Origin of the sequence: Kitasatospora sp. NPDC059827 (assembly GCF_042731675.1) — a bacterium.
Taxonomy (GTDB): Bacteria; Actinomycetota; Actinomycetes; order Streptomycetales; family Streptomycetaceae; genus Kitasatospora.
Genome location: NZ_JBHWIV010000042.1, coordinates 1 through 25,300, shown reverse-complemented (window position 1 = coordinate 25,300; position 25,300 = coordinate 1). Strand labels below are relative to the sequence as shown.

Here is a 25,300-nt window from a genome sequence, read left to right as displayed (position 1 = left end):
CGCCGCTCCCATGTGGCGGGCCGACACAGCACCGCGGCGTGTCATGGCGTCGACCACCACCGACGCCGGTTGACGGTTCGCCCCCGTACGGCCAAACCCACCCTGGCCCCGCTTCCCCACAATGGGCGCGCTTGCTTCACCCGTTCGGAGGATTGGGCGGTCAGATCCACCCATAGCGCCCGAATGCTCGCTACATTCACGCCGATTCCCGACAGGGGGCGCCGCCCCGGGCGAGCCGAACTGCTGGTGGAGCCCGGTGCGACGTCCGAGAGGTGTTGACTGACATGTCCCAACGGCCTGCAACCGACAGCCCGGCGTACGGACCGCTCGACCCGCTCGGCCAGCGCCGAGGCCCGGTCGGCCGGGCCCTTCCGGACGCGCCCGACGCCCTGACCGCCGACACGCTGACCGCTGAACCGCCGACCGCTGACCCGATGACCGCCGACGCCCCGACCGCCGAGGAACTGCGACTGCCCGTGCAGGCCACACCCGCCCGGCACGAAGCCACCGCCGCGCCCGCCCCCGCGACCACCAGCGGCCACGGCAGCCACACCGGCCACTCCGGCCCGACGCCGCAGAACGGCCAACTCGCCGCCCTGATCGAGGAGGCCGGCTTCTCGCACGCGGGCCTGGCCCGCCGGGTCGACCAGCTCGGCCTGGAGCACGGCCTCGACCTGCGCTACGACAAGACCTCGGTCACCCGCTGGCTGCGCGGCCAGCAACCCCGCGGCGCCACCCCGGCGCTGATCGCCGAGGTCTTCACCCGCCGCCTCGGCCGCCGCCTCACCGCCCAGGACCTTGGCCTGGACGCCTGCGCCCCGGTCTACGCGGGCCTGGAGTTCGCCGAGACCCCGCAGGAGGCGGTGGACATCGTGGCGAGCATGTGGCGCAAGGACAACGGCCCGCAGTCCGAACTGCGCCGGATCGCCTTCACCCCGGCCGGCCTGGTCGTCCCCAGCCGGGACTGGCTGATCGGCCGCACCGACGAGCGGGTCGCCCGGGACGGCTCCACGCTGACCCGCCCGGACACCGCCACCGGTCCGCCCGGCACCGCCCCCGGCGCACCGGCGTCGAACGTGCCCGGCGCACCCGCCGCGGGCCCGGCGCGCACCCAGCCCGCCGGCGCCCCGGGCGCCCGCAGCACCGCCGGAACCACCGGCACCGCCGCCACCATCGGCCGGGTGCCCACCCAGAGCCGCCGCCCGCCCGCCGCCGTCGAACCGCCGTACACCGACCCGACCCGGGAGGCCCGCCCCGCCCTGCGGGTCGGCCGCGGCGACATCGCCGCCATCCGCGCCGTCGGGGACCTCTTCCGCGCGCTCGACCACGCCTACGGCGGCGGCCACGCCCGCCAGGCGCTGGTCCGCTACCTGGAGAGCGAGGCCGAGCCGATGCTGCGCGGCCGCTACGGCGAGCAGATCGGCCGCGCCCTGTTCGGAGCCGTCGCCGACCTCACCAGGCTGGCCGGCTGGACGTCCTTCGACATCGCCGCGCACGGCCTCGCCCAGCGCTACTTCGTCCAGGCGCTGCGCCTCTCCCAGGCCGCCGGGGACCGCGCGCTCGGCGGCTACGTGCTGGTGACGATGAGCCAGCAGGCCGTCCACCTGGGCCACGGCCGGGAGGCCGTCCAGCTCGCCCGGGTCGCCCAGCAGGGCGTCGGCACCGCCGTCCCGCCGGTGGTCCAGTCGCTGATGCACGCCGCCGAGGCCCGGGGCCACGGCCTGCTGGGCGACGTCCGCTCCTGCACCACCGCGCTGGTCCGGGCCGAGCGGTCGCTCGCGGCCTCCCGCACCGGCGACGAACTGCCCTCCTGGGCACGGTACTTCGACGAGGCCCAGCTCTCCGACGAGTTCGCCCACTGCTACCGCGACCTCCAGCAGTGGCGCACCTGCGCGCAGCACGCCGAGAAGTCGCTGCGGCTGCGCTCGCCCGCCTACGCGCGCAGCCGGATCTTCTGCCGGCTGGTGCTCGCCACCGCCCGGCTCGGCATGGGGGACCTCGACGAGGCCTGCACCATGGCCACCGACGCGCTGCGGGCGGCGGGGGAGATGCGCTCGGCCCGCTCGCTGGAGTACGTCCGGGACTTCCACCGCCGCCTCACCCCGTACCGGGGCAGCCAGGTGGCCCGGGCCTTCGAGGAGACGGCCCGCCAGGCGGGCGTGATCTGACGGAACCGGCCGTGCGAGGGCCGGGGGCTCACCAGCTCTCGGCCCGGACCCTCGGCCGCTCGGGGTCGGCGGCCGCCCGCCGCCCGCCCCGCACCCGCTGGGCCACCAGCGGGAACACCAGGACCGACAGCATCCCGGCGCCGACCAGCGCCGCCGCCGTCGAGGAGGGCAGGTGTCCGGCCTCCACCTCGATCGTGGTGATCACCACGACCAGCGGCAGCGCCGTCGACGCGTATAGCCCGAGCGCGGCACGGTCGCGCCCGCCGAGCCCGGCCGGGGCGAGCAGCCCGGCCGGCAGGCCGCGTACGGCGAGGAACAGCAGCAGGAACACCGGGACGAGCAGCAGGGTGCCGGGGTCGTCCAGCAGCGCGTCCAGGTCGAAGTTCATCCCGCTGACCACGAAGAAGATCGGCACCAGGAAGCCGAAGCCGATGCTCTCCAGCTTGGCCTCGATCACCTCCTCCTCGGCCCGGCGGATGTCGGAGAGCAGCAGCCGGGAGACGATCCCGGCGGTGAAGGCGCCGAGCAGCATGTCCAGGTCGAGCCAGAGCGCGGCCGCGACCATGACGGCCAGCACCAGGATCACCGCCCGGATCGCGAACTGCCCGGAGGTGCGCAGGGTCCGCTCGATCAGCCGGGTGGCCCAGGCCGGGCGCGGCCGGCGGGCGCCGAGCACGGCGACGGCGGTGATCACCGCGAAGGCGCCGAGGATGACCGCGGTCCGGGTGGGCGAGTTGCCGCTGAGCAGCACGGCGATCGCGATGATCGGCCCGAACTCCCCGACCGCCCCGGTGGCCATCACCAACGAGCCGAAGGGGGTGGGCAGTTCGCCGGAGTCGCGGAGGATCGGCAGGATCGTGCCGAGCGCGGTGGTGGTCAGCACCAGCCCGGCGAAGGCGCCGTCCCAGGGGTCCCGGTTGACCAGGGCGCCGACGCCGAGGGCCAGGACGAGCGAGACCAGCCACGCGGTGCCCGCCCGTTTCAGCGGGCCACCGCGCAGCTTGGCGAAGTCGATCTCGTACCCGGCGAGGAACATCAGTATGGCCAGGCCGAACTGGGACAGCGCGTTCACCAGGTCGTCGACGTGCGCCCAGTCCAGGACGGACGGGCCGATCAGGACGCCGAGCACGATCTCGAACACCACGGTCGGCACGGCGATCCACCGCAGCAGCCGGTCGGCGAGCAGCGGCGCGGCGACGGCTGCGGCGGGGATCAGGATCAGCGCCACCGGCTGGGCGGAGGCGCTCACCGGGCGGCCGGCCGGGCGGCCGAAACCGTTGGAATCATCCGATGAGTGATCAGAACGGTCATGCGAGGCATCCTGGCACGCCGTCGGTCTGTCACCCCGGCAGACCGCTGGCGTGTCCGCGCCCCCGCGGTACCGGCCTCAGGCCGCCGCCTCGGCCTCCCGCGCCCCGGCCGGCAGCCCGAGGTCGCCGAGCACCGCCCGCGCCGCCCGTCGCCCGGAGACCAGCGCGCCCTGCACGGTGCTGGTGTCCCGGTGGTCCCCGGCGACGTACAGCCCGGCCAGCAGCCGCACCGGGCGGCGGGGGTTGTGCGGCGGCGGCATCGCGGGCAGCGCGTCCGGGACGTGCCGCACGCTGAGGAACTGCCAGTCCGCCGTCGAGGTGCCGTACAGCTCGGCGAGCCGGGCGCGGACGGCCGGTTCCAGCCCGGCCGGACCGCCCGCGTCGAAGGAGCGCCGGCCGAGCACGGTGGTGGCGACCAGCGCCTGCCCGGCCGGGGCGTAGGACGGGTGCAGCTCGCTGAGCACCAGCGAGTGCGAGACCAGCGGCGGGTGTCCGTTCGGCCGGTCGGCGTCCAGCAGCAGCACGGCCTCGGCGAGCGGGGCGCGGTCGGCCGCGTGGAAGAAGGTGGTGACGGGGTGGAAGTCGGGCAGCCGGAGCCCCGGCAGCAGCTCGGCCGCGGAGCGGGCGTCGGTGGCGACCACCACGGCCTGGGCGCCGATCCGCCCGTGCGCGAGGGTCTCCACGCCGTCGGCGCCGATCGAGGTGACCTGCACCCCGGTCCGCACGGTGCCGGCGGGCAGCGCGGCGGCCAGCTGGGCGGGCACGGCCGCGATCCCGTCGGCGGGCAGACAGAGCCGGCCGCGGGCGTACGAGCGCAGCACCAGGTCGGCGATCCGGCTGCTGGTGCCGAGGGCCGGGTCGCCGAGCAGGGCGCTGAGCAGCGGGCGCAGGAAGCCGTCGACGGTGCGCGGGGCGAGGCCGTGGCCGGCCAGGGCGCGGGCGGCGGTGGTCTCCGGGCGGGCCTGCAGCCGGGCGGCGGGGGTGGTGGCGATCCGGCCCAGCCAGCTGCCGAGGCGGGCCTTGTCCAGCGGGCTGCCGAGCGGGGCCCGGAGGGCGGCCTGCCGGGCGGCGGTGAGCTGGGGGTCCCCGGCGCGGTAGCGGCGGCCGGCGCTGTGCACGAGTACGCCGGGCGCGAGCGGGCGCAGGTCCAGGCGGTCGAGGTCGAGCGCCCGGCGCAGCTCCGGGTAGGCGGTGTTGAGCAGGTGGCTGCCGTCGTCGAGGCGGAAGCCGTCGAGCTCGCGGGTGGCCATTCGGCCGCCGATCCGGTCGGTGGTCTCCAGGACCTGGACGGTGAGGCCTTGGCCGGTGAGCGCGCGGGCGGCGGCCAGCCCCGCGAGTCCGGCGCCGACCACGACGACGTCCGGGTCGGACGGGCGGCGGGCGCGGCGGGTGAAGTCGTACGTGGGCACTGGAGTGCTCCCTCCCTGGTCCCGGGGCTCCGGCCGACGCAGGCAGCGGGGTGCCGGGACACGGTCCGTGGAAGGTGATGCCCAGTCAGTGTGAGCATCAGACCGGTGCGGTGGACCGGATGCGGGGGTCGGGAGGGGTCGTGCGGCGCCGGGCGGGGGCGCGGTCACGGACAGTGCGCCGTGGCGGCCGGGTTACCGGGTCGGCGGGCGCGCACGGTCACCGGGGGCGTGCAACGCGCCCGTCGTGTGCTCCCGTGCGCCCCCTCTCGGAGCCCCGTCCGACCCCGCCCGGCATATGCCCCTGGCCAGGGTGAATGCCGTAGCGGGCCTACGCAGAACGAGGGGTCACAGTGCCGCCCGCACCGCCGAGTCCGGATCCGGGTGCGCGAAGCGGAAGCCCGCGTCCAACAGCCGCCGCGGCACCACCCGGTGGCTGCCGACCACCTCGACCGCCAGCTCCCCGAGCACGGCCTTCAACACCGCCTCCGGCACCGGGAACGGCGTCGGCCGCCCGAGCGCCCGCCCGAGCGCCGCGGTCAGCTCGGCGTTGGTGGCCGGCTCCGGCGCGGTGAGGTTGAAGGCGCCGGAGAGGTCCTCCCGGTCGATCAGGAACCGCAGCGCGGCCACCTCGTCGGCCAGCGAGATGTAACTCCAGTACTGCCCGCCGCTGCCGAGCCGCCCGCCCAGGCCCAGCTTGAACAGCGGGAACAGCCGCCCGCCCGCGCCGCCCGCGGCGGACAGCACCATGCCGGTGCGCGGGTGGACGACCCGGATCCCGGCCCGCTCGGCGGGCCGTGCGGCCGCCTCCCACTCCACGCACACCTCGGCCAGGAAGTCGTCCCCGGCGGGGGAGTCCTCGTCGATCACCCGGTCGCCGGTCTGCCCGTACCAGCCGACCGCGGAGGCGCTGACCAGCACCCGCGGCGGCTGCGCCAGTTCCGCGAGCGCGACCGCCAGCGTCTCGGTGCCGTACACCCGGCTCTCCCGGATCTCCCGCTTGTAGGAGTCCGTCCAGCGGCGGTCGCCGACCCCGGCGCCGGCCAGGTGCACCGCGGCGTCGACCCCGGCGAGCCCGTCCCGGTCGACCTCGCCGAGCAGCGGGTTCCAGCCGATCGCGGTGCTCCCGTCGGGCTGCGGTCCCGTCCTGGAGCGGTGCCGGACCAGCCGGACCACCTCGTGGCCGTCCGCCAGCAGGGAGCGGACGAGGGCCGAGCCGATCAATCCCGTGGAGCCCGTGACAGCGATGCGCATGGACCCATCCTCGCAGGCCTTATCGCCTGTCACCCCTCGCACGCGCCCCAGTAGCATCACGCGGCATGACCCGCGAAGACGATCTGATCATCCGCCCGGCCCGCCCCGAGGACGAGCGCGGGCTCGCCGAGCTCGACCGTGCCGCCTGGTCCACCCTCTCCGACGTCGCCCCCGAGCCGCCCGTCGGGAAACGGGTCTTCGACGAGGGCCACACCCCCGACCAGTTCCTGCTCGCCATCCTGGACGGCCGGATCGTCGGCTACGTCCGCCAGGTCCCGGCGACCCCGCTGGCCGTCAACCGGCACGTCCGGCAGATCCAGGGCCTGGCCGTCGACGGCACGGTGCGCGGCCGGGGCATCGGCCGACGGCTGGTCGAGGCGGCCTGCGAGCACGCCCGGGCCCTCGGCGCCCGCAAGCTGACCCTCCGGGTGCTCGGCTGGAACGCCCCGGCCCGCCGGCTGTACGAGAGCTGCGGCTTCACGGTCGAGGGCACGCTGGCCGAGGAGTTCCTGATCGACGGGCAGTACGTGGACGACGTGTGGATGGCCCGCCGACTGGCCGGCTGAGCCGCCCGAACCGCCACCCGATCGTCTGACGACCCGTCAGAACAGTTGCGGCGCAGTCGTGACGTACCTGCCTGTCTGGAGCGGCGCCCCGCCGGGTACCGTACGCCCGTGAGCAACTCGACGCCTCCCGGGTGGTACCCGGTCCCGGGTGCGGACGGCACCCCCGGTCACGAGCGCTGGTGGGACGGCAACGCCTGGACCGCCGAGGTCCGGCCGCTCCGGGCCCCCGGCGGACAGCTCGCCGACGCCCCGACCCAGGGCTGGCAGCCGCCCACCCCGCAGCCGCCGCAGGCCGGCTACGGCTACCCCGCGCAGAGCGGCTCACCCGCCCCCGGCTACGGCTACCCGGCGCAGGACGCGGTCCAGTCGCCCGGCTACGGCTACCCCGGCCAGGGCCCGTACGCCGGCCCGCAGCAGTACCCGGGCCAGCCGGCCTACCCCGGCCAGGAGGCCTACCCGGGCGCCGGCTACGGCTACCCGCCGCCCGCCCCCGCGAAGAACCGCACCGGCGTGATCGTCGGCATCTCGGTCGCCGTGCTGGTCGTCGGCGGGATCATCGCCGGGCTCACGCTCAGCGGCGGCGGGGACACCAAGGCCGACCCGACCCCCAACCCCACGGTCACCGTCACCCAGAGCGACGGCCCCACGCCGAGCCCCACCCCGACCCGGAGCACGCCCGCCCCCAAGCCCGTCCCGTCGGTCAAGAGCACCGTCCCGGACCCGCAGCACGCGATCACCGTCCCGGTCCTCGACGGCTGGGACGCGGCGACCAACTCCACGCACTCCACCGTCTACCTCGGCAGCGGCCGCTACTCCTGCGCCGACGGCAACTCCTGCATCCGCGGCCAGTTCTCGATCGAGAAGGACACCGTCCAGGGCGACACCCCCAAGGGGGCCGCCGACGCGGCGATGCCGACCTACGCCGGGACGATCTTCTCCGGGATCACCTCGCACACCGACTCCGGTTCCGGCTACGTCTCCGTCGCCGGTGTGCTCGGCTACGCCACCCGCTGGCACGTCCGCACCTCGGACGGCACCCAGGGCTACGTCCTGCTGGCCGCCGTCCCGGCCAAGGGCGGCGGCTACGTGATCTTCGAGGGCGGCGTGGACGACGACCCGGCCGCGCCGGACCCCGCGGTGCTGGACCAGATCCTCAAGGGCATCAAGCAGGACGGCTCCGCCGGCAGCAGCACCTGATCCACGCGGCGCGGCCGTAGGAGGTGTCAGACACCCCCTAATCCCCGTACCGCTCCCAGAGCTTGGGGAAGCGCTTCGCCATCACGTCCGGGTCGTCGAAGTCCAGGAACGCCCCGGTCGGCCGCCCCGCCTGCCGCCCGCCCACCTCGGGCAGCGGCAGGCCGGTCAGCTGCTCGTACGCCTCGTCGGCGGCGAAGCCGAGGTCCTCGGCCTCGCCGTCCTCCTCCTCGTCGAACTCGGGCAGCAGGTCCGCCAGGTCGTCCGGTTCGGCCAGCCCGCCCTCGAAGACCTCCCGGCCCTGGCCGATCAGCCAGCAGCGGAAGTAGTCGAAGGTGTCCTCCGAGGCGCCGTCCAGCAGCAGGTGGGCCGCCCCCCACAGGTCGTAGCGGTAGGCGCGCTGGAACCGGGCCTCGAACAGCCGACCGAAGTCGATCACGTCGTCGGGGGTCAGCTGGGCGAGGCGCTCCACCAGCCGGTCGGCCTGTTCGTCGGGATCGCCGTCGGCGGCCTCCCAGGTGTCGTCGATGATCTGCCAGAAGTCCGTCTCGTCCATCACCGCTCAAGCATCCCTTTTCCGTCGTCTCCACGCATGCCATGACCCGGCGGGAACCGCATCCCGGGAGCGGCGGAGCCCCGCGCCGTCCGGGGACGACACGGGGCTCCGTACGACCGTGCTGCGGTCGCGCTGCCTTACAGGCCGAGCTCGACCTCGAACTCGCCGGCCTCCAGGATCTCCTTGACCGCGACCAGGTAGCGGGCGGCGTCGGCGCCGTCCACCAGGCGGTGGTCGTAGGAGAGCGACAGGTAGGTCATGTCACGGATGCCGATGGCGGTGCCGCCGTCGGCCTCGATGACCACCGGGCGCTTGACGGTGGCACCGATGCCCAGGATGGCGGCCTGGTTCGGCGGCACGATCACGGTGTCGAACAGGGCACCGCGCGAACCGGTGTTGCTGATCGTGAAGGTGGCGCCGGACAGCTCGTCCGGGGTGATCTTGCTGTCGCGGACCTTGGTGGCCAGCTCGGCGGTCTTCTTCGAGATGCCGGCGATGTTGAGGTCGCCCGCACCCTTGATGACCGGGGTCATCAGACCCTTCTCGGAGTCCACCGCGATGCCGATGTTCTCGGTGTCGAAGTAGGTGATGGTGCCCTCGGCGTCGTTGATCCGCGCGTTGACGACCGCGTGGACCTTGAGCGCCTGGGCGGCGGCCTTCACGAAGAACGGCATCGGGGAGAGCTTGACGCCCTCGCGGGCCAGGAAGCCCTCCTTGGCCTTGGCGCGCAGCGACATGATCTTGGTGACGTCCACCTCGACCACGCTGGTCAGCTGGGCCTGCTCGTGCAGGGCCTTCATCATGTTGTCGCCGATGACCTTGCGCATGCGGGTCATCTTGACCGTCTGGCCGCGCAGGGCGGACGGAGCGGAGACGGCCTTCGGCGCGGCGGCGGCCGGAGCGGCGGCGGCGACCGGGGCCGGGGCGGCCTTGGCGGCCTCCGCGGCGGCGATGACGTCCTGCTTGCGGATGCGGCCGCCGACGCCGGTGCCGGCGACGGAGGACAGCGCGACGCCGTGCTCGGCGGCGAGCTTGCGCACCAGCGGGGTGACGTAGGCGTCACCGGCGTCGGCCACCGGGGCGGCCGGAGCGGCGACGGGGGCCGGGGCGGCGACCGGAGCCGGAGCGGCAACGGGAGCCGGAGCGGCGACCGGGGCGACCGGGGCCGGGGCAGCGACCGGGGCAACGGGAGCCGGAGCGGCAACCGGAGCCGGGGCAGCAACCGGAGCCGGGGCAGCGACCGGGGCGACCGGAGCCGGAGCGGCCACCGGGGCCGGGGCAGCGACCGGAGCCGGAGCGGCAGCGGCGGCACCCGGGGCACCGATCAGCGCGAGCTGGGCGCCGACCTCGGCGGTCTCGTCCTCGGCGACCAGGATCTTGACGACGACGCCGGCGACCGGCGACGGGATCTCGGTGTCGACCTTGTCGGTGGAGACCTCGAGCAGCGGCTCGTCGACCTCGACCGTCTCACCCTCGGCCTTGAGCCAGCGGGTGACGGTGCCCTCGGTGACCGACTCGCCCAGAGCGGGCAGCAGCACCGGGGTGGCGTCGCCGGCCGGAGCAGCAGCGGCGGCCGGAGCGGCAGCCGGAGCAGCCGGGGCCTCGGCGACCGGAGCCGGCGCGGCAACGGGAGCCGGGGCGGCGACCGGCGCGGCCTCGACCACGGGGGCCGGGGCGGCGGCCGGGGCACCGGTGCCGTCGTCGATGATCGCCAGCTCGGCGCCGACCTCGACGGTCTCGTCCTCGCCGACCTTGATCGAGGAGAGGATGCCGGAAGCCGGGGCCGGGATCTCGGTGTCGACCTTGTCGGTCGAGACCTCGAGCAGCGGCTCGTCGACCTCGACACGCTCACCCTCGGCCTTGAGCCAGCGGGTGACAGTGCCCTCGGAAACGCTCTCGCCCAGCGCGGGCAGTGTTACTGAGACCGCCATGGTTTCAGCGACTCCTATCAAGTCTTGCGTACGGGAAGTACGGGAAGTACCGGAAAAGGGGGGTGGTGGGCGCGATCAGTCGTGCGCGTGCAGCGGCTTGCCGGCCAGCGCCAGGTGCGCCTCGCCCAGGGCCTCGGACTGGGTCGGGTGCGCGTGGATCAGCTGCGCGACCTCGGCCGGCAGGGCCTCCCAGTTGTAGATCAGCTGGGCTTCGCCGACCTGCTCGCCCATGCGGGCGCCGACCATGTGGACGCCGACCACGGCGCCGTCCTTGACCTGGACGAGCTTGATCTCGCCGGCGGTCTTCAGGATCTTGCTCTTGCCGTTGCCGGCCAGGTTGTACTTGAGGGTGACGACCTTCTCCTTGCCGTACAGCTCGACGGCCTTGGCCTCGGAGATGCCGACGGAGGCGACCTCCGGGTTGGAGTAGGTCACGCGCGGGACGCCGTCGTAGTCGATCGGCACCGGCTTGAGGCCGGCCAGGCGCTCGGCGACCAGGATGCCCTCGGCGAAGCCGACGTGGGCCAGCTGCAGGGTCGGGGCGAGGTCGCCGACGGCGGAGATGGTGGGCACGTTGGTGCGCATGTACTCGTCGACCAGGACGTAGCCGCGGTCCATCGCGACGCCGTTCTCCTCGTAGCCGAGGCCGGCCGAGACCGGGCCGCGGCCGATGGCGACGAGCAGCAGGTCGGCGTCGATCTGCTTGCCGTTCTCGGTGGAGACGCGGACACCGGACTCGGTGTACTCGACGCCCGAGAAGCGGGCCTTGAGCTCGAACTTGATGCCGCGCTTGCGGAAGGCGCGCTCCAGCAGCTTGGAGGAGTTCTCGTCCTCCAGCGGGACGAGGTGCGGCAGCGCCTCGACGATGGTGACCTCGACGCCGAAGGACTTCCAGACCGAGGCGAACTCGACGCCGATGACGCCGCCGCCGAGGATGACGACCGACTTCGGGATCCGGTCGAGCTTGAGGGCGTGGTCCGAGGAGATCACGCGGTTGCCGTCGATCTCCAGGCCCGGGATCGAGCGCGGCACCGAACCGGTGGCGAGGACGATGTGGCGGCCCTCGATGCGCTGGCCGTTCACGTCGACCGAGGTCTGCGAGGAGAGCTTGCCCGCGCCCTGGATGAAGGTGACCTTGCGCGAGGCCACCAGGCCCTGGAGGCCCTTGTACAGGCCGGCGATGACGTCGTCCTTGTACTTGTGGACGCCGTTGATGTCGATGCCCTGGAAGGTGGCCAGCACGCCGAACTCGGCGGCCTCCTTCGTCTCGTCCGCGATCTCGGCCGCGTGCAGCAGGGCCTTGGTCGGGATGCAGCCGCGGTGCAGGCAGGTGCCGCCCAGCTCGCCCTTCTCGACCAGGGCGACGCTCAGACCCAGCTGAGCGGCGCGGAGCGCCGCGGCGTAACCGCCGCTTCCGCCTCCGAGAATGACTACGTCGAAAACGGTGCTGGCGTCGTTCGCCACGTCACGTCCTCCATGCAATGGGGTGGGTCGCCGGGCCGGTCGCGGTCCGGTGGGTCGGAAGCCTTTGTGAGGCGCCCAGTCGTGCCGGAAATACATCTTCGCACTTGTTCGCGGTGGCTGATGTCCGGGTCCACCCCAGGGGTGTCCCACGGAGTGGTCACCGGGGCGGGAACACCCCCGACGGAAGGGCATCATCGCAGCTCAAGGCCTTGTTGACAGCCGCCGGACGGGCGTCTTCCGCCCGCTTCGGTGCCACCTCTTCCGCAGTGCGGAACAAAGTTTCGCCCGTGGCGAACAGAGGTGCGGTGGGGTGTCCGCGCCTACTCGCAGGTAACCCGTGCGGGAACGCCGACGGGGGCCCGGCGCACGCGCGCCGGGCCCCCGTCGGGGTCGGGATCCGCTCGGATCAGGCCTTGCCGTTGGCCGCGGTCTGCTCCGCGAACCGGACCAGGGTGCGCACCGCGCTCGCGGTGCCGCCCTTCGGGGTGTAGCCGAACGGGGCGCTCTCGTGGAACGCCGGGCCGGCGATGTCCAGGTGCGCCCAGTCGATGCCCTCGGCCACGAACTCCTGGAGGAACAGGCCGGCCACCAGGCCGCCGCCCATCCGCTCGCCCATGTTGGCCAGGTCGGCGATGGTCGAGTCGGTCATGCCCTTCTTGAGCTCGGCCGGCAGCGGCATCGGCCAGGACTGCTCGCCCACCTCGCCCGCGAGGGCGTGCAGGTTGTCGCGCAGCTCGTCGTTGTTGGCCATCACACCGAAGGTGCGGGTGCCCAGGGCCAGCACCATGGCGCCGGTCAGGGTCGCCACGTCGACGATGACGTCCGGGTTCTCCTCGCCGGCCTTGACGATCGCGTCGGCCAGCACCAGGCGGCCCTCGGCGTCCGTGTTCAGCACCTCGACGGTCTTGCCGCCGTACATGCGCAGCACGTCACCCGGGCGGGTGGCGGAGCCGGACGGCATGTTCTCGGCCAGCGCGAGCCAGGCGGTGACGTTGACGGTCAGGCCCAGGCGCTTGGCGGCCACCACGGCGGCGAACACGGCGGCGGCGCCGGCCATGTCGCACTTCATGGTCTCGTTGTGGCCGGCCGGCTTGAGCGAGATGCCGCCCGAGTCGTAGGTGATGCCCTTGCCGATGAAGGCCAGGGTCGCCTTCGCCTTCGGGTGGGTGTAGGCCACCTTCACCAGCCGCGGCGGGTTGGTCGAGCCGTTGCCGACGCCCAGCAGGCCGCCGAAGCCGCCCTTGGTCAGCGCCTTCTCGTCCAGGACCTCGACCTTGAGGCCGTGCTCCTTGCCGGCCGCCTGGGCGATCGCGGCGAAGCTCTTCGGGTTCAGGTCGTTCGGCGCGGTGTTGACCAGGTCGCGGGCGCGGTTCATCTCCTCGCCGATCGCGGTGGCCCGCTCCACGGCGGCCTTGGCGTCCTTGCTGCCCTTGCGGACGGTCAGCAGGACCAGCTCGCCGACCGGCTCCTTGCCGTTGCCGTTGCCCTTGTAGGTGCCGAAGGCGTACGAGCCGAGCAGGCTGCCGAGCGCGACCGCCTCGACCTCCTCCGCGGACTCGGCCGGCAGGGCCAGCGCGGCCTTCTTGACGCCGGCCAGGGCGCGGGCGGCGACACCGGCGGCGCGGCGCAGCGCCTCCAGGCCGTAGCCGTCCTCGGCCGCCTCGCCGAGGCCGACCGCGAGCACGAGCGCGGCCTTGAGACCGGCGGGGGAGGCGACCTTGACGGTCTCGCCCTCGGCACCGGTCGCGCCCAGGGTGCCGAGGATCTCGGCCAGCTTGCCCTCGAACGCCTCGTTCACGGCCTCGGCACCGGGGGCCAGCACGATCCCCTTGGGGCCCTTCGCGACACCGACCACCAGGGCGTCCGCGCGCAGCGAGGCGGCGGAGGAGGTGCTCACAGACAATGCAGTCACGTAATGCGTCCTGTTCTTTCGCGGTCCACGGCCGGTCGCGGCGTGACTGCCGCACCGGCGCAGCCCGCCGTCGCAGGCCGTCCGCCGGCGGGCCCTGCGGGTCCGGGCCCCCTGGCGCGCGCGCCCGCCGGAGCGGCCGCGCACACCAGAGGCCCCGGCTCCTCGGTGCGCGCCGGGCGGGCAGGACCTGCCACGGTGCAGGGCTGCGGTGCTCCACGCATGGTAGTCCGCATGGTGGGATCACGCGCCGCCCGGTGTCAGCCGAGCAACGCCAGGGCGAACAGCGTCCCGGTGGCGGCGGTCTCGGCCGTCGCGCCGAGCACGTCCCCGGTGATTCCGCCGAACCGGCGCACGCACCGCGTGAGCAGCAGCCGGGCGCAGCCGACGCCGAGCACAACGGCCAGCGGGAGGCGCAGGGCTGACCATCCGTCGAACAGTCCGGGCGCGGCCACGACGAGCGCGGCGGCCAGCGTCCCGATGGCGGCCGCCGCGGGCGCGACGGTGCTCGCCACCATCGCCCCCAGCCCGCCCGGGCGCGCGGCCGGCACCGACCGCAGGCAGCCCCAGGCCAGCGCGCAGCGCGCGGCCACCGCCGAGGCGAGCACCGCGAGGGCGCCGCGCGGCGTCGACTGCCCGAACTGCCCGGCCAGGGCGGCGACCTGGGCGAGCAGCACCAGCAGCAGGGTCAGCACGCCGAACGGGCCGATGTCGGACTGCTTCATGATCCGCAGCGCGTCCTCGGCCGGTTTGCCGCTGCCCAGGCCGTCGGCGACGTCCGCCAGGCCGTCCAGGTGCAGCCCCCTGGTCAGCGCGGCGAGCACCCCCACCGCCGTCACCGCGGCGAGCAGCCCGCCCGCCCGCCAGGCCACCAGGGCGCCGGCCCCGGCCGCGATCGCGCCCAGGACCAGGCCGACCACCGGGGCCGCCGTCATCGCCCGGGCCGCCGCGGCCCGGTCCCACCGCTCGACCCGCACTCGCAGCACCGACAGCGTCCCGAACGCGAACCGCAGCCCTTCGCCCCACGTCGCCCGCTCGTCGCCGTCGGCCATCGCTCCCACCCACTCCTCCACCGCACCGGAACGCACCGGAACCGGACCCGAACCGCACCCGAACCGGACCCGCGTCCGGGCCCCGCCGCCGACACAGCAGAATCCCCGCGCCCCGAGGAAGGGGCGCGGGGAGTCGCGCGAAGCGGGGGGCCAGGGGTCGGGAGCCGGTCTCCGACGACACCCCGCCGCCGCGACAGCCGCTACAGCCGCCTGAGCAGGTCGGCGGCCGACGGCAGCTTCGGCTGCTCCTTCGGCGCCGAGGGGACGAACGGCCGGGGCGCCTCCTCCGCGAGCGCGTCGCCCGCGGCCTGGAGCAGCGGCAGCGCGAGCACCGCGCCGACGCCCTCGCCCAGGGTGATCCCCTGGTCCTGCAACGGCGTCAGGGTGAGCCGGTCGTACGCCTTCGCCTGGGCGGGCTCGCCGCTGGACTGCCCGGCCCGCCACCACTCCGGCGACCGGAAGGCGATCCGCTGCGCGACCAGCGCGCAGGCCGAGGAGACCACGCCGTCCAGCACCACCGGCAGCCGGCGGACGGCGGCCTGGAGCAGGAAGCCGGTGATCGCGGCGAAGTCCGCCCCGCCGGTGGCGCCGAGCAGCGCGAGCTGATCGCCGAGCACCGGGCGGGCCCGTCGCAGCGCGTCCCGGATGGTGGCGCACTTGACCATCCACACCCGGTCGTCGATGCCCGAGCCGCGTCCGCACACCGCGGCCGCGTCCGTCCCGCACAGCGCGCCGACCAGGACGGCGGCCACCGTGGTGGAGCCGACCCCGAGGTCGCCGAGCAGCACCAGGTCGGTGCCGGTGTCGGCCTCCTCGTCGGCCACCGCCATGCCGGCCCGGAAGGCCCGGACGGTCTCCTCCGGGGTGAGCGCGTCCTCGACGTCGATCCGGCCGGAGCCGCGCCGGATCCGGTGGGCGACCACCTCGTCCGGGAAGTCCGCCGGGTCGGTGTCCACCGCGAGGTCGACGACCCGCACGTCGGCGCCGTAGCGCGCGGCCAGCCGGGCCACCGGGGCGCTGCCGTCGAGCACCGCCCGTACCCGGGCCGCGGTGCCGCCGTCGGCGGGCAGCCGGGAGACGCCGAGCGCGGCCACGCCGTGGTCGGCGGCGAACAGCAGCACCTTGGGCGCCGAGACCGGCCGCACCGGGGAGCGCCCCTGTACGGACGACAGCCAGCTGCCCAGCTCCTCCAACTTGCCCAGGCCGCCGCGCGGTCGGCCGGCTTCCTGCCAGCGTTCCTCGGCGGCCCGTCGGGCGCTGTCGTCGGGGCGCTCGACGAGCGAGGAGAACGTATCGAGATCCACGGTCGTGTCCATCGGTCGGAAGGCTACACGGCGGAGGTGTGCGGGCTCGGCTTGACCGTCAGAACCTGTCCGGCGACCACCAGCAGGACCCGCTCGGAGGCGTCCGCCACGGCCATGTTGAGCCGTCCGAGAGTGTCCCGGAACCGGCGGCCGGCGGCGGTCGCCGGGACGACGCCCATGCCGACCTCGTTGCTCACCGCGACGGCCGTCCGCCGGGTTGCGGCCCAGGCCGCGGCCAGTGCCTCGCAGCGGCGCTGCACCGCGGCCTCGCCGCCGGCCGCCCAGGCCTCGTCGTCCCAGGCGTCGCACGCGTCCATCACGGCGGTCAGCCACAGCGCCAGGCAGTCGACCAGCACCGGCGCCGGGTCGTCGGCGTCGGCGAGCACGGCCTCCAGGTCGCAGGTCTCGGCGGTGCGCCAGCTCGCCGGCCGGCGGTCCCGGTGCAGGGCGACCCGCTGGGCCCACTCGGCGTCGCCGTCCCGGGTGCCGCCGGTGGCCACGTACAGGACGTCCGGGTGCTCGGCGAGCAGCTGCTCGGCGCGGGTGGACTTGCCGGAGCGCGCGCCGCCGAGCAGCAGCGTGCGGGGGAGCGGGAGGTGGGTCGCCATGCCGCCCATCCTGCCCGACAGGCATACGGAAGATCGGGCCGGGCAGGCTAACCTGCGCAGCACACAAGGCAGCGTCAGTGGGAGGAGCCGGGCATGGTCTGGACGTGGCGGTACGAGAAGGCGGACGGCAGCGCGGTGGCGTCGACCCTCGGGCAGGAGGAGTTCGCCGGCCAGGGCGACGCCGAGACCTGGATCGGGGAGAGCTGGAAGCAGCTGGCCGAGGAGGGCGTGGACAACGCCGTCCTGCTGGACGACGACCGGGTGATCTACTCGATGAGCCTGCACGAGGGCTGAGCCCGGGGGCTCACTTCGCGCCGATCACGTGCAGCAGCGCCGCGACCTGCCGGTACGGGTCGGTGCGGCCGGCCCGGTCCTCGGCCTCCAGCAGCTGGGCCAGCTGCCGCCCGTCCACCGGTGGGGCGGCGTCGTCGGGCGCGTTGTCGGTGAAGACCCGGACGCCGTACCAGTGCCGGACCGGCACCGAGACCTCGGAGAGGGTGACGGTCAGGTCGGCGAGCCGGTCGGCCCGGGCGGCCAGTCCGAGCCGGTTGTAGTACCGGTCGCTCTCGAAGGCGTGCAGGGCGGCCCGCCAGTCCCCGGCGGCGGCGGGCCGCAGCGCGAGCGCGTCGCCGTTGCGCACCAGCAGCGAGAGCAGCCCGCCCGGCGCCAGCAGCCGGGCCAGCGAGGCGATCATCGGGTCCGGGTCCGGCAGGTACATCAGGACGCCGTGGCAGAGCACCACGTCGAAGCTGCGCGGGCCGAACCAGCGCCCGCACTGGTGGCCGTCGCCGCTGAGCAGCTGCAGCCGGCCGCGCACCTCGGGCGGCTCCTCGGCGAGCGCCCCCTGGGCGACGCCGAGCGCGACCGGGTCGGAGTCGATCCCGGTGACGTAGTGGCCGGCCCGGGCCAGCCGCAGCGCCTGGGTGCCCTGTCCGCAGCCGATGTCCAGGACCCGCTGGGCGGTGCGGCCGGTGAGCTGCTCGGCGAGCTGCCGGGAGACGAGCTCCTGCCGGACGAAGTTGCGCAGTCCGCCGAGCCGGTCCAGCCAGGCGGCGGTGCCGCCGGCGAAGGAGCCGCTGCGGGAGGGCAGCCGACGCTCCTGACCGAGCCGGTCGTGGCCGCCGTCCCCCTGCCCGGGCAGTGCGTAGAGGCCGGGCCCCTCCCAGGAAGGCGGGGCCCAGCCGGAGTCCACCGGTTCGGCGGTCAGGGCTTCTCCCCGCGCCGCACCTGCGGCTTGGGCAGGCGCAGCCGGCGCATCTGCAGGGTGCGCATGATGCCGTAGGCGACCACGCCGCGGGTGTTCTGCCCGGCGAAGCGCTCGCCCAGCTGCTTGCGCAGGCCGAGGCCCAGGCGGACGAAGTCCAGAATCACCAGGACGAAGAACAGCAGGAACAGCAGCGTGGACAGCAGCTGCAGCGCGGGCACCTTGACGATGCTCAGCACCAGGATGACCACGGCGGCCGGCAGGAAGAACTCGGCGAGCGACCAGCGGGAGTCCACGTAGTCGCGGGCGAACTTGCGCACCGGCCCCTTGTCGCGGGCCGGCAGGTGGCGCTCGTCGCCGTCGATCAGCGCCTGGCGCTGCTTCTCGCGCTCGCCGCGCATCCGCTCGCGCGCCTGGCGGGAGGCCTCCTTGCGGTCCTTGGGCACCACGACCCGGGTGCGCCGGTTGGCCTCGGCCTCGCTGCGCTTCGGGGTGGGGCGGCCCTTCTTGGCCTGCGGGTGGCGGGCCTGGGGCGTCTCGTCCTCCAGCACGGTGGCGGAGGCGGCGGCATCATCTGAACGGCGTCGGAACACACCCCCAGCGTACGGGGTGCGACGCCGCGACCACGGGTCCCCTCGGACCCAAACGCGTATCGATCCGTTCGGCCGCGTTCGGACCGGGGTTCCCCTCGCTCTTCCCGTAGGGGATCAATCGGATGGAGTATGGGGAGGATGAGAGGCGGATCCACCCGGGGGATGAGGATCTGCCCCTGGTCGCTGTAGCAGTCTTGTTGCAGGCAGGTGCACTGCGGCGAAGGGCTCGCTGCACATACACTCGTCGTGTCTGGTAACGAGATTTAAGACCGCAGGCCGGAGAAGGGGGCACCCGAGGCCCATGAGCGACGGAATCATGAAGCGTATGGGGCTGATCTTCCGCTCCAAGGCGAACAAAGCCTTGGACCGGGCGGAGGATCCCCGTGAGACGCTCGACTACTCCTACCAGAAGCAGCTCGAACTGCTGCAGAAGGTACGGCGTGGCGTCGCGGACGTCGCGACCTCGCGCAAGCGCCTGGAACTCCAGCTGACCCAGCTCCAGCAGCAGTCGGCGAAGTACGAGGACCAGGGCCGCAAGGCGCTCTCCCTCGGCCGCGAGGACCTCGCTCGCGAGGCGCTGACCCGCAAGGCCAACATGCAGTCCCAGATCACCGATCTGGAGACGCAGTACCAGGCCCTGCAGGCCGAGGAGGAGAAGCTCACGCTCGCCTCCCAGCGGCTCCAGGCCAAGGTGGACGCCTTCCGCACCAAGAAGGAGACCATCAAGGCCACCTACACCGCGGCGCAGGCGCAGACCCGCATCGCCGAGTCCTTCTCCGGGATCTCGGAGGAGATGGGCGACGTCGGCCTGGCCATCCAGCGTGCCGAGGACAAGACGGCGCAGATGCAGGCCCGGGCCGGTGCGATCGACGAGCTGCTGGCCTCCGGCGCGCTCGACGACGCCAGCGGTCTCGGCCGCAAGGACGACATCGAGGCCGAGCTGGAGCGGGTGGCCGGCGGTTCCGACGTCGAGTTGGAGCTCGCCCGGATGAAGGCCGAGCTGTCCGGCGGTCCCGCCGCCGGTCCGGCCGCGATCGAGCAGGGCAAGCCGGCCCAGCAGCCGCAGCCGCAGGACGCGCACCCGCAGGACACCCCGCGGATCAACTACAACAAGTGAGCTGGAACCACCCACGAACCAGGAGAAGCGCAGCATGATCATGAGGGTCATGGGTGAGGGGCAGTTCGAGGTGGGCGAGGACCACCTGAACCTGCTCAACCAGCTCGACGACGAGCTGCTCACCGCGGTGGAGTCCGGCGACGAGAACACCTTTCGCCAGGCCTACGGCAAGCTGCTGGACGCCGTGAAGCAGTACGGCACCCGGCTTCCGGACGACTCGCTGGAGCCGTCCGAGCTGATCCTGCCGAGTGCCGAGGCGACCCTCGACGAGGTCCGGTCCCTCCTGCTCTCCGAGGGCGAGGGCGTCATCCCGGGCTTCCCCGAGTACGAGTAGCCGCGCGGCCGCTGCCAGACGAAAGGGCGGGTCCCCTCCAGGTGGAGGGGACCCGCCCTTCGCTGTCACTCGGTTCCGGTTACGGCAGGGCCAGCATCCGGTCCAGCGCGGCCTTGGCGTACTTCTCGGTCTCCGGGTCCACCGTGATCACGTTCGGCACCCGGCCCTCGACCAGCGACTCCAGCGCCCAGACCAGGTGCGGCAGGTCGATCCGGTTCATGGTCGAGCAGAAGCAGACCGTGCGGTCCAGGAAGACGATCTCCTTGTCCGGGTGCGCCTTGGCCAGGCGGCGGACCAGGTTCAGCTCGGTGCCGATGGCCCACTTGGAGCCGGGCTCGGCCGCGTCCAGGGCCTTGATGATGTACTCGGTCGAGCCCACCATGTCGGCGGCGTCGACCACCTCGTGCTTGCACTCGGGGTGCACCAGGACGGTCACGCCGGGGATCCGCTCGCGGACGTCGTTCACCGAGTCCAGGCTGAACCGGCCGTGCACCGAGCAGTGCCCGCGCCAGAGGATCATCTTGGCGTTGCGCAGCTGCTCGGCGGTCAGGCCGCCGTTGGGCTTGTGCGGGTTGTACAGGACGCAGTCGTCCAGCGACATGCCCAGGTCCCGCACCGCGGTGTTGCGGCCGAGGTGCTGGTCGGGCAGGAAGAGCACCTTCTGGCCCTGTTCGAAGGCCCACTCCAGCGCCCGCTGGGCGTTGGAGGAGGTGCAGATGGTGCCGCCGTGCTTGCCGGTGAAGGCCTTGATGTCGGCGGAGGAGTTCATGTACGAGACCGGGACGGTCACGTCGGCTATGCCGGCGTCGGTCAGGACGTCCCAGCACTCGGCGACCTGCTCGGCGGTGGCCATGTCGGCCATCGAGCAGCCGGCCGCGAGGTCCGGCAGCACGACCTGCTGGCGGTCGCCGGTGAGGATGTCGGCGGACTCGGCCATGAAGTGCACGCCGCAGAAGACGATGTACTCGGCCTCCGGGCGGGCCGCGGCGTCGCGGGCGAGCTTGAAGGAGTCGCCGGTGACGTCGGCGAACTCGATCACCTCGTCGCGCTGGTAGTGGTGGCCGAGGATGAAGACGCGGTCTCCCAGTGCGGCCTTGGCCGCCCGGGCGCGCTCGACGAGGTTCGGGTCCGAGGCCGGCGGGAGGTCGCCGGGGCACTCGACGCCGCGCTCGCTGTTCGGGTCGGCCTCTCGGCCGAGCAGCAGCAGAGCGAGCGGCGTCGGAGTGGGGTCGACGCCGTGGGTCTCGGTGATGGTGGTGGTCACGGGCGGGTGCCCTTCTGTGCGGCCGAACGAGCGGTGGGGCCTTTTCGTCTATCTGACACTATCTATTCTAACCGGTTAGCGTCAGAGTGACGATGGCCATCCTGTCGATGTGACGAGAACCGCTCGCCGGATCGGATGCTTCCTGCCGTGGCCGAATCGATATTTCGAAGCCCCGGACACGGCTGGACCATGAACACGAAGACGTCCCGCGGGCGGCCCGCGTTGGAGGGCCTCCGGTCGACGGCGGGCACGGCGATCGACGCCCGCCGGGTGGACCGATGGCCTTCTCCCGGTCATCCGCGCGCGATGAACTCGTTCAGGTCATCCGCCAGAATGGGTGGCGAACCGTTTCGGCAGTGGCGCCGGCGGGTGCGACAGCACCGCCTGCCGCCCGGGACGCTCCCCCCACCCCCATCGCACGACCCGTGGAGCCCCGCACCGATGACCAGCAGCCGAGCGCACGAGGTGATCGGGGCGGACCTGGACGAGACCGACCGGCAGCTCCTCGCCCGCCTGGGCAGCGACGGCCGCGCCTCCTACGCCGAGATCGGCCTCCAGGTGAACCTCTCCGCCACCGCCGTGCGCCGCCGGATCGACCGGCTCCGGGCGCGCGGCGTGGTGCGGGGCTTCACCGTGGTGCTCGACCCGGCCGTGCTCGGCTGGCAGACCGAGGCCTTCGTCGAGGTCTACTGCCGCGAGCGGACCGCCCCCGAGGAGATCCTCGCCAGCCTGCGCCAGTTCCCCGAGGTGGTCGCCGCCTGGACGGTCACCGGCGACCCGGACGCCCTGGTGCACCTGCGGGCCGCCGACATGCGCCATCTGGAGGCCGTCATCGAGCGCATCCGGCGCGAGCCCGGCGTGCAGCGCAGCCGCTCCTCGGTGGTCCTCTCCCAGCTGATCGGCTGATCTCCCGACCCGATGCCCGGGGCACGCAGGAAATCTGCGCGGACCTGCTCGAAGACGCCCGAAAGCTGCCTGACCAGCCGCGTTCCGACGCGCGGGGAAGCGCTCCCGCTGCCTACGCTGATCACGTCCGGTCAGCGCGGTGAGGCGTCCCGCCGACCGGATCCCCCCGACACCCACAGCCGAGAGGGACAGCCGTGTCCGCAGCACCCGACCGCATGCACCGGCCCGACAACGAACTGGTCGACCTGGTTTTCGACTACATGCGGGAGCGGCTGCAGTACGACCCCGTCCCGCTCGACCACCCCGGTGACGGCGAGCACCTGCGCACCCAGTTGGCCGGCCTGCTCAACCAGGACGGCAACAACCCTGCCGACGTGCTCAAGCTGTACGACCACGAGCTGTCCCGCGCGGTCATCTCCGCCGACAGCCCCCGCTACCTGTCCTTCATCCCGTGCGCCCCGACCAAGGCCGCGCTGCTGTTCGACATGGTCGTCTCCTGCGCCTCGCTGCAGGGCATCTCCTGGCTGGAGGCGGCGGGCGCCATCGCCGCCGAGAACCAGGTGCTGCGCCTGATCGCCGACCGGGCCGGGATGCCCGCCTCGGCCGGCGGCTGCTTCGTCTCCGGCGGCTCCGCGGGCAACCTGTCCGCCCTGGTGGTCGCCCGTGACACCGCCCGCCGCAAACTGGGCGTCGGTCCGGAGGCCCGGCTGCGGATAGCCGTGGCCGACCAGGTGCACTCCTCGGTCAAGAACACCTTCAACATCATCGGTGTCGAGGCCTTCAAGGTCCCGACCGTGAACCGGCGCTTCACCGGCGAGGCGCTGCGCGCCGCCCTGGCCGCCGACCCGAATCCGGAGACGGTGATCGCCGTCGTCGGCACCGCCGGCACCACCAACGAGGGCATCGTCGACGATCTGGCCGGCCTGGCCGAGGTCGCCCGCGAGCGCGACCTGTGGTTCCACGTGGACGGCGCCTACGGCGGCGCGGGCCTGTTCGCCCCGTCGGTGCGCGAGCGCTACAACGGCATCGAGCACGCCGACTCCTTCGTGATCGACCCGCACAAGTGGCTGTTCGCCCCCTTCGACTGCGCCGCGCTGATCTACCGCAACCCGCAGCTCGCCCGCGCCGTGCACACCCAGGACGCCTCCTACCTGGACGTCCTGCACACCGACGGCGACGAGTGGAACCCCACCGACTACGCCTACCACCTGACCCGGCGCGCCCGCGGCCTGCCGCTCTGGTTCTCGCTGGCCGTCCACGGCGTCCAGGCGTACACCGACGCCATCGAGACCGGCCTCCAGCTGGCGCGGGACACCGCTCAGCTGATCCGCGACACCGAGCACCTGGAGCTGCTGTTCGACCCGCAGCTCTCCGCGGTCTGCTTCAAGCGCAAGGGCTGGACCAACGACGACTACTACCGCTGGTCGCAGCAGCTGCTGGCGGACCAGATCGGCTTCGTCACCCCGACCGGCTGGGACGGCGAGACGGTCGCCCGCTTCGCCTTCCTGCACCCGGGCACCACCATGGAGATGGTCCGGGAGATCCTGGACACCATGGCCTGATCCGGGCCCCGTCCTCCCGTTCGTCCGTTCGTCCGTTCGGCCCCACCGGCCCGCCCGGTGGGGCCGTACGCGTCCCCGCCGGGCTACAGGAAGGCCCCGCTGGGCAGGTACGGCGTCGGCGGCCGCATCCCGCGCACCCCGACGAAGCCGCCGGTCTCCGGCGTCAGCCCGACCTCCAGCCCGACGTCCAGCGCCCACTCCTGCTCGGCGGTCAGGTACTCCACCCGCGCCTCGGTCCCGTCCGGCACCCGGGCCAGCGCCTCGCGCAGCAGCCGGGCCGCGATCCGCTTGCTGGTGGCCGCCAGCAGCCGCACCGTGCCGCCGTCCCGGTAGCAGTAGCCGCTGCCGGCCAGTGCGTCGGCGACCAGCAGCTCCTCGAAGTGGCCGAGCATCAGCTCGTGGTCCGGGCCGTGCGCGGACCCGCGCAGCCGCCGGTCCACCGAGTCCAGCAGGTGCAGGTGGGTGGTGTTGCCGCGGTGCACCGGGATGTCGCCGGGGTCGACCAGCCCGTTCCGGTCCACCCGCCCGGTCAGCCGCATCGCCGGGTGCAGGGTGAAGCCGGCCAGCCGGTAGCGGCGGGCCGCCGCGGGGGAGTCGGAGGCGCAGACCATCCCGCGCAGGCAGCCCCGGGCGTGCGCCAGGGCCCGCTCGAACAGCAGCCGCCCGACCCCCTGGTCCCGGGCGGACGGCCGGACGGCGAACAGCGAGGGCATCCACAGGCCCTCGCGGCGCATCGACAGCACCACCCCGACCGCCTGCCCGCCGCTCTCGGCCAGCCAGCAGCCGCCGGGGTCGGTGCGCGCCAGGTGTCTGGTCCGGGCGAGCTGCAGCGGCGTCGGTCGCGGCGGCCGGGCGGGGTCGTCGGACGGTCCGGCGAACGCGGCGAGGGACACCTCCTGGACGACCTCCGCGTCCGCTGCGGTGTCCCTGACCTGGCGAAGGATCATGCCGCCATCCTGGCGTCCGGCGGGCGGCCGTGGGGCCCGTTCGCCCGGATCCGTGACGCGGGCGGTGCCCGCTCCGCCCCGGTTGTGCGAGCATGGGGAGCGTAGAGGCCCGGGTGACGCGCCCGGCCCACGGAGAACCAGCCGTCGAACAGGCCGTAGAAATCCCCCTCCGTCCGGGAAATGAATCCGGGCGGTCGGTGGTTGGCACTGGCGGCAGACCGTCGTCAAGACCGGGAGAAAGCAGATGACCGTCCAGGACGAGACCACCGTCGAGAGTGGCATCCTCCTCACCGATGCCGCCGCGGCCAAGGTCAAGGCCCTGCTGGAGCAGGAAGGCCGCGAGGACCTCGCGCTGCGCGTCGCCGTCCAGCCCGGCGGCTGCTCCGGCCTGCGTTACCAGCTGTTCTTCGACGAGCGCTCGCTCGACGGCGACGTGCTCAAGGACTTCGGTGGCGTCAAGGTCGTCACCGACCGCATGAGCGCCCCGTACCTGGGTGGCGCCACCGTCGACTTCGTCGACACCATCGAGAAGCAGGGCTTCACGATCGACAACCCGAACGCCACCGGCTCCTGCGCCTGCGGCGACTCGTTCAGCTAAGGCTGACGGCGGGTCTCGAACGCGGAAGGCGGCCCCGGGGATTTCCCCGGGGC

Annotated in this window: 23 protein-coding genes; 9 read left to right on the top strand and 14 right to left on the bottom strand. The window is 73.6% G+C overall.

Features of this window, described 5'->3' with window-relative positions:
- Positions 1 to 284 precede the first annotated feature (284 nt).
- Positions 285 to 2,168 carry a regulator gene (locus ACFV8H_RS24725; protein ID WP_380403681.1) on the top strand — a complete coding sequence of 628 codons (1,884 nt, stop codon included), beginning with the start codon at positions 285 to 287 and terminating at the stop codon, positions 2,166 to 2,168.
- Positions 2,169 to 2,196: 28 nt separating this feature from the next.
- Here the strand turns inward: ACFV8H_RS24725 and ACFV8H_RS24720 are convergent, their stop codons facing one another.
- The 3 genes from ACFV8H_RS24720 to ACFV8H_RS24710 form a co-directional block, all read right to left on the bottom strand.
- Positions 2,197 to 3,417, bottom strand: a complete 1,221-nt coding sequence (locus tag ACFV8H_RS24720) for a cation:proton antiporter (RefSeq protein ID WP_380403679.1) — start codon at positions 3,415 to 3,417, stop codon at positions 2,197 to 2,199.
- Between the two features lie 138 nt (positions 3,418 to 3,555).
- On the bottom strand, positions 3,556 to 4,887 hold the full coding sequence (locus ACFV8H_RS24715; protein WP_380403676.1) for an NAD(P)/FAD-dependent oxidoreductase: 1,332 nt from the start codon (positions 4,885 to 4,887) through the stop codon (positions 3,556 to 3,558).
- Between the two features lie 345 nt (positions 4,888 to 5,232).
- The gene (locus tag ACFV8H_RS24710; RefSeq protein ID WP_380403673.1) at positions 5,233 to 6,138 is read right to left on the bottom strand and encodes a TIGR01777 family oxidoreductase; all 906 of its coding nucleotides are present in this window, start codon (positions 6,136 to 6,138) and stop codon (positions 5,233 to 5,235) included.
- A 65-nt stretch (positions 6,139 to 6,203) separates the two neighbouring features.
- On the opposite strand from ACFV8H_RS24710, the gene ACFV8H_RS24705 reads away from it, so the two are divergent.
- Together ACFV8H_RS24705 and ACFV8H_RS24700 are read left to right on the top strand one after the other, a co-directional pair.
- A complete protein-coding gene (locus tag ACFV8H_RS24705) occupies positions 6,204 to 6,704 on the top strand; it encodes a GNAT family N-acetyltransferase (protein WP_380403671.1) in 501 nt (166 codons plus the stop codon).
- A gap of 108 nt (positions 6,705 to 6,812) precedes the next feature.
- Entirely contained in the window at positions 6,813 to 7,901 is a 1,089-nt protein-coding gene (locus ACFV8H_RS24700; protein WP_380403668.1) for a DUF2510 domain-containing protein, read from the top strand.
- A gap of 37 nt (positions 7,902 to 7,938) precedes the next feature.
- Here the strand turns inward: ACFV8H_RS24700 and ACFV8H_RS24695 are convergent, their stop codons facing one another.
- From ACFV8H_RS24695 to cobU, 7 genes are all read right to left on the bottom strand, one after another.
- Positions 7,939 to 8,454 carry a DUF4240 domain-containing protein gene (locus ACFV8H_RS24695; RefSeq protein ID WP_380403754.1) on the bottom strand — a complete coding sequence of 172 codons (516 nt, stop codon included), beginning with the start codon at positions 8,452 to 8,454 and terminating at the stop codon, positions 7,939 to 7,941.
- 137 nt (positions 8,455 to 8,591) lie between these two features.
- The gene (gene sucB, locus ACFV8H_RS24690; protein ID WP_380403665.1) at positions 8,592 to 10,385 is read right to left on the bottom strand and encodes a 2-oxoglutarate dehydrogenase, E2 component, dihydrolipoamide succinyltransferase; all 1,794 of its coding nucleotides are present in this window, start codon (positions 10,383 to 10,385) and stop codon (positions 8,592 to 8,594) included.
- A gap of 75 nt (positions 10,386 to 10,460) precedes the next feature.
- A complete protein-coding gene (gene lpdA, locus ACFV8H_RS24685; RefSeq protein WP_363436169.1) occupies positions 10,461 to 11,849 on the bottom strand; it encodes a dihydrolipoyl dehydrogenase in 1,389 nt (462 codons plus the stop codon).
- Positions 11,850 to 12,255: 406 nt separating this feature from the next.
- Positions 12,256 to 13,761, bottom strand: coding sequence for a leucyl aminopeptidase (locus ACFV8H_RS24680; protein ID WP_380403662.1), 1,506 nt, complete (start codon positions 13,759 to 13,761; stop codon positions 12,256 to 12,258).
- Positions 13,762 to 14,018: 257 nt separating this feature from the next.
- A complete protein-coding gene (locus ACFV8H_RS24675) occupies positions 14,019 to 14,810 on the bottom strand; it encodes an adenosylcobinamide-GDP ribazoletransferase (protein ID WP_380403752.1) in 792 nt (263 codons plus the stop codon).
- A gap of 200 nt (positions 14,811 to 15,010) precedes the next feature.
- The gene (locus ACFV8H_RS24670) at positions 15,011 to 16,126 is read right to left on the bottom strand and encodes a nicotinate-nucleotide--dimethylbenzimidazole phosphoribosyltransferase (RefSeq protein ID WP_380403659.1); all 1,116 of its coding nucleotides are present in this window, start codon (positions 16,124 to 16,126) and stop codon (positions 15,011 to 15,013) included.
- Positions 16,127 to 16,137: 11 nt separating this feature from the next.
- The gene (gene cobU, locus ACFV8H_RS24665) at positions 16,138 to 16,722 is read right to left on the bottom strand and encodes a bifunctional adenosylcobinamide kinase/adenosylcobinamide-phosphate guanylyltransferase (protein WP_380403656.1); all 585 of its coding nucleotides are present in this window, start codon (positions 16,720 to 16,722) and stop codon (positions 16,138 to 16,140) included.
- A gap of 93 nt (positions 16,723 to 16,815) precedes the next feature.
- Here cobU and ACFV8H_RS24660 point away from each other — a divergent pair, with 93 nt between their 5' ends.
- A complete protein-coding gene (locus tag ACFV8H_RS24660; RefSeq protein ID WP_360227960.1) occupies positions 16,816 to 17,016 on the top strand; it encodes a hypothetical protein in 201 nt (66 codons plus the stop codon).
- A 10-nt stretch (positions 17,017 to 17,026) separates the two neighbouring features.
- Here ACFV8H_RS24660 and ACFV8H_RS24655 read toward each other — a convergent pair whose 3' ends face one another.
- Both ACFV8H_RS24655 and ACFV8H_RS24650 read right to left on the bottom strand, forming a co-directional pair.
- Complete coding sequence (locus ACFV8H_RS24655; protein WP_375892686.1) at positions 17,027 to 17,767, bottom strand: class I SAM-dependent methyltransferase; 741 nt, start codon at positions 17,765 to 17,767, stop codon at positions 17,027 to 17,029.
- A gap of 158 nt (positions 17,768 to 17,925) precedes the next feature.
- Entirely contained in the window at positions 17,926 to 18,519 is a 594-nt protein-coding gene (locus ACFV8H_RS24650; protein WP_380403653.1) for a DUF3043 domain-containing protein, read from the bottom strand.
- A gap of 301 nt (positions 18,520 to 18,820) precedes the next feature.
- Between ACFV8H_RS24650 and ACFV8H_RS24645 the strand changes: the two genes are divergently transcribed.
- Together ACFV8H_RS24645 and ACFV8H_RS24640 are read left to right on the top strand one after the other, a co-directional pair.
- Positions 18,821 to 19,636: a PspA/IM30 family protein gene (locus ACFV8H_RS24645; protein ID WP_375892566.1), complete on the top strand. Its 816-nt coding sequence runs from the start codon at positions 18,821 to 18,823 to the stop codon at positions 19,634 to 19,636.
- Positions 19,637 to 19,670: 34 nt separating this feature from the next.
- On the top strand, positions 19,671 to 19,970 hold the full coding sequence (locus ACFV8H_RS24640; protein ID WP_380403650.1) for a hypothetical protein: 300 nt from the start codon (positions 19,671 to 19,673) through the stop codon (positions 19,968 to 19,970).
- Positions 19,971 to 20,049: 79 nt separating this feature from the next.
- On the opposite strand, the gene nadA is transcribed toward ACFV8H_RS24640, so the two are convergent.
- The gene (gene nadA / locus ACFV8H_RS24635; protein ID WP_380403647.1) at positions 20,050 to 21,234 is read right to left on the bottom strand and encodes a quinolinate synthase NadA; all 1,185 of its coding nucleotides are present in this window, start codon (positions 21,232 to 21,234) and stop codon (positions 20,050 to 20,052) included.
- 441 nt (positions 21,235 to 21,675) lie between these two features.
- Here nadA and ACFV8H_RS24630 point away from each other — a divergent pair, with 441 nt between their 5' ends.
- The gene (locus ACFV8H_RS24630) at positions 21,676 to 22,140 is read left to right on the top strand and encodes an Lrp/AsnC family transcriptional regulator (RefSeq protein WP_270147404.1); all 465 of its coding nucleotides are present in this window, start codon (positions 21,676 to 21,678) and stop codon (positions 22,138 to 22,140) included.
- Positions 22,141 to 22,334: 194 nt separating this feature from the next.
- The gene (locus ACFV8H_RS24625; protein ID WP_380403644.1) at positions 22,335 to 23,702 is read left to right on the top strand and encodes a pyridoxal phosphate-dependent decarboxylase family protein; all 1,368 of its coding nucleotides are present in this window, start codon (positions 22,335 to 22,337) and stop codon (positions 23,700 to 23,702) included.
- A gap of 83 nt (positions 23,703 to 23,785) precedes the next feature.
- Here the strand turns inward: ACFV8H_RS24625 and ACFV8H_RS24620 are convergent, their stop codons facing one another.
- Positions 23,786 to 24,649, bottom strand: coding sequence for a GNAT family N-acetyltransferase (locus ACFV8H_RS24620; RefSeq protein WP_380403641.1), 864 nt, complete (start codon positions 24,647 to 24,649; stop codon positions 23,786 to 23,788).
- Positions 24,650 to 24,893: 244 nt separating this feature from the next.
- Between ACFV8H_RS24620 and ACFV8H_RS24615 the strand changes: the two genes are divergently transcribed.
- The gene (locus tag ACFV8H_RS24615) at positions 24,894 to 25,247 is read left to right on the top strand and encodes an iron-sulfur cluster assembly accessory protein (protein WP_375892557.1); all 354 of its coding nucleotides are present in this window, start codon (positions 24,894 to 24,896) and stop codon (positions 25,245 to 25,247) included.
- Positions 25,248 to 25,300: the final 53 nt, after the last annotated feature.

Bases quoted from the DNA above. Each gene is read 5' to 3' on its own strand.
- ACFV8H_RS24725 (WP_380403681.1), top strand. From the start codon at position 285: ATGTCCCAACGGCCTGCAACCGACAGCCCGGCGTACGGACCGCTCGAC.
- ACFV8H_RS24630 (WP_270147404.1), top strand. From the start codon at position 21,676: ATGACCAGCAGCCGAGCGCACGAGGTGATCGGGGCGGACCTGGACGAG.
- ACFV8H_RS24620 (WP_380403641.1), bottom strand. From the start codon at position 24,649: ATGATCCTTCGCCAGGTCAGGGACACCGCAGCGGACGCGGAGGTCGTC.
- cobU (WP_380403656.1), bottom strand. From the start codon at position 16,722: ATGGCGACCCACCTCCCGCTCCCCCGCACGCTGCTGCTCGGCGGCGCG.
- ACFV8H_RS24705 (WP_380403671.1), top strand. From the start codon at position 6,204: ATGACCCGCGAAGACGATCTGATCATCCGCCCGGCCCGCCCCGAGGAC.
- ACFV8H_RS24645 (WP_375892566.1), top strand. From the start codon at position 18,821: ATGAGCGACGGAATCATGAAGCGTATGGGGCTGATCTTCCGCTCCAAG.
- ACFV8H_RS24660 (WP_360227960.1), top strand. From the start codon at position 16,816: ATGGTCTGGACGTGGCGGTACGAGAAGGCGGACGGCAGCGCGGTGGCG.
- ACFV8H_RS24710 (WP_380403673.1), bottom strand. From the start codon at position 6,138: ATGCGCATCGCTGTCACGGGCTCCACGGGATTGATCGGCTCGGCCCTC.
- ACFV8H_RS24615 (WP_375892557.1), top strand. From the start codon at position 24,894: ATGACCGTCCAGGACGAGACCACCGTCGAGAGTGGCATCCTCCTCACC.
- ACFV8H_RS24640 (WP_380403650.1), top strand. From the start codon at position 19,671: ATGATCATGAGGGTCATGGGTGAGGGGCAGTTCGAGGTGGGCGAGGAC.
- ACFV8H_RS24695 (WP_380403754.1), bottom strand. From the start codon at position 8,454: ATGGACGAGACGGACTTCTGGCAGATCATCGACGACACCTGGGAGGCC.
- sucB (WP_380403665.1), bottom strand. From the start codon at position 10,385: ATGGCGGTCTCAGTAACACTGCCCGCGCTGGGCGAGAGCGTTTCCGAG.
- ACFV8H_RS24675 (WP_380403752.1), bottom strand. From the start codon at position 14,810: ATGGCCGACGGCGACGAGCGGGCGACGTGGGGCGAAGGGCTGCGGTTC.
- ACFV8H_RS24670 (WP_380403659.1), bottom strand. From the start codon at position 16,126: ATGGACACGACCGTGGATCTCGATACGTTCTCCTCGCTCGTCGAGCGC.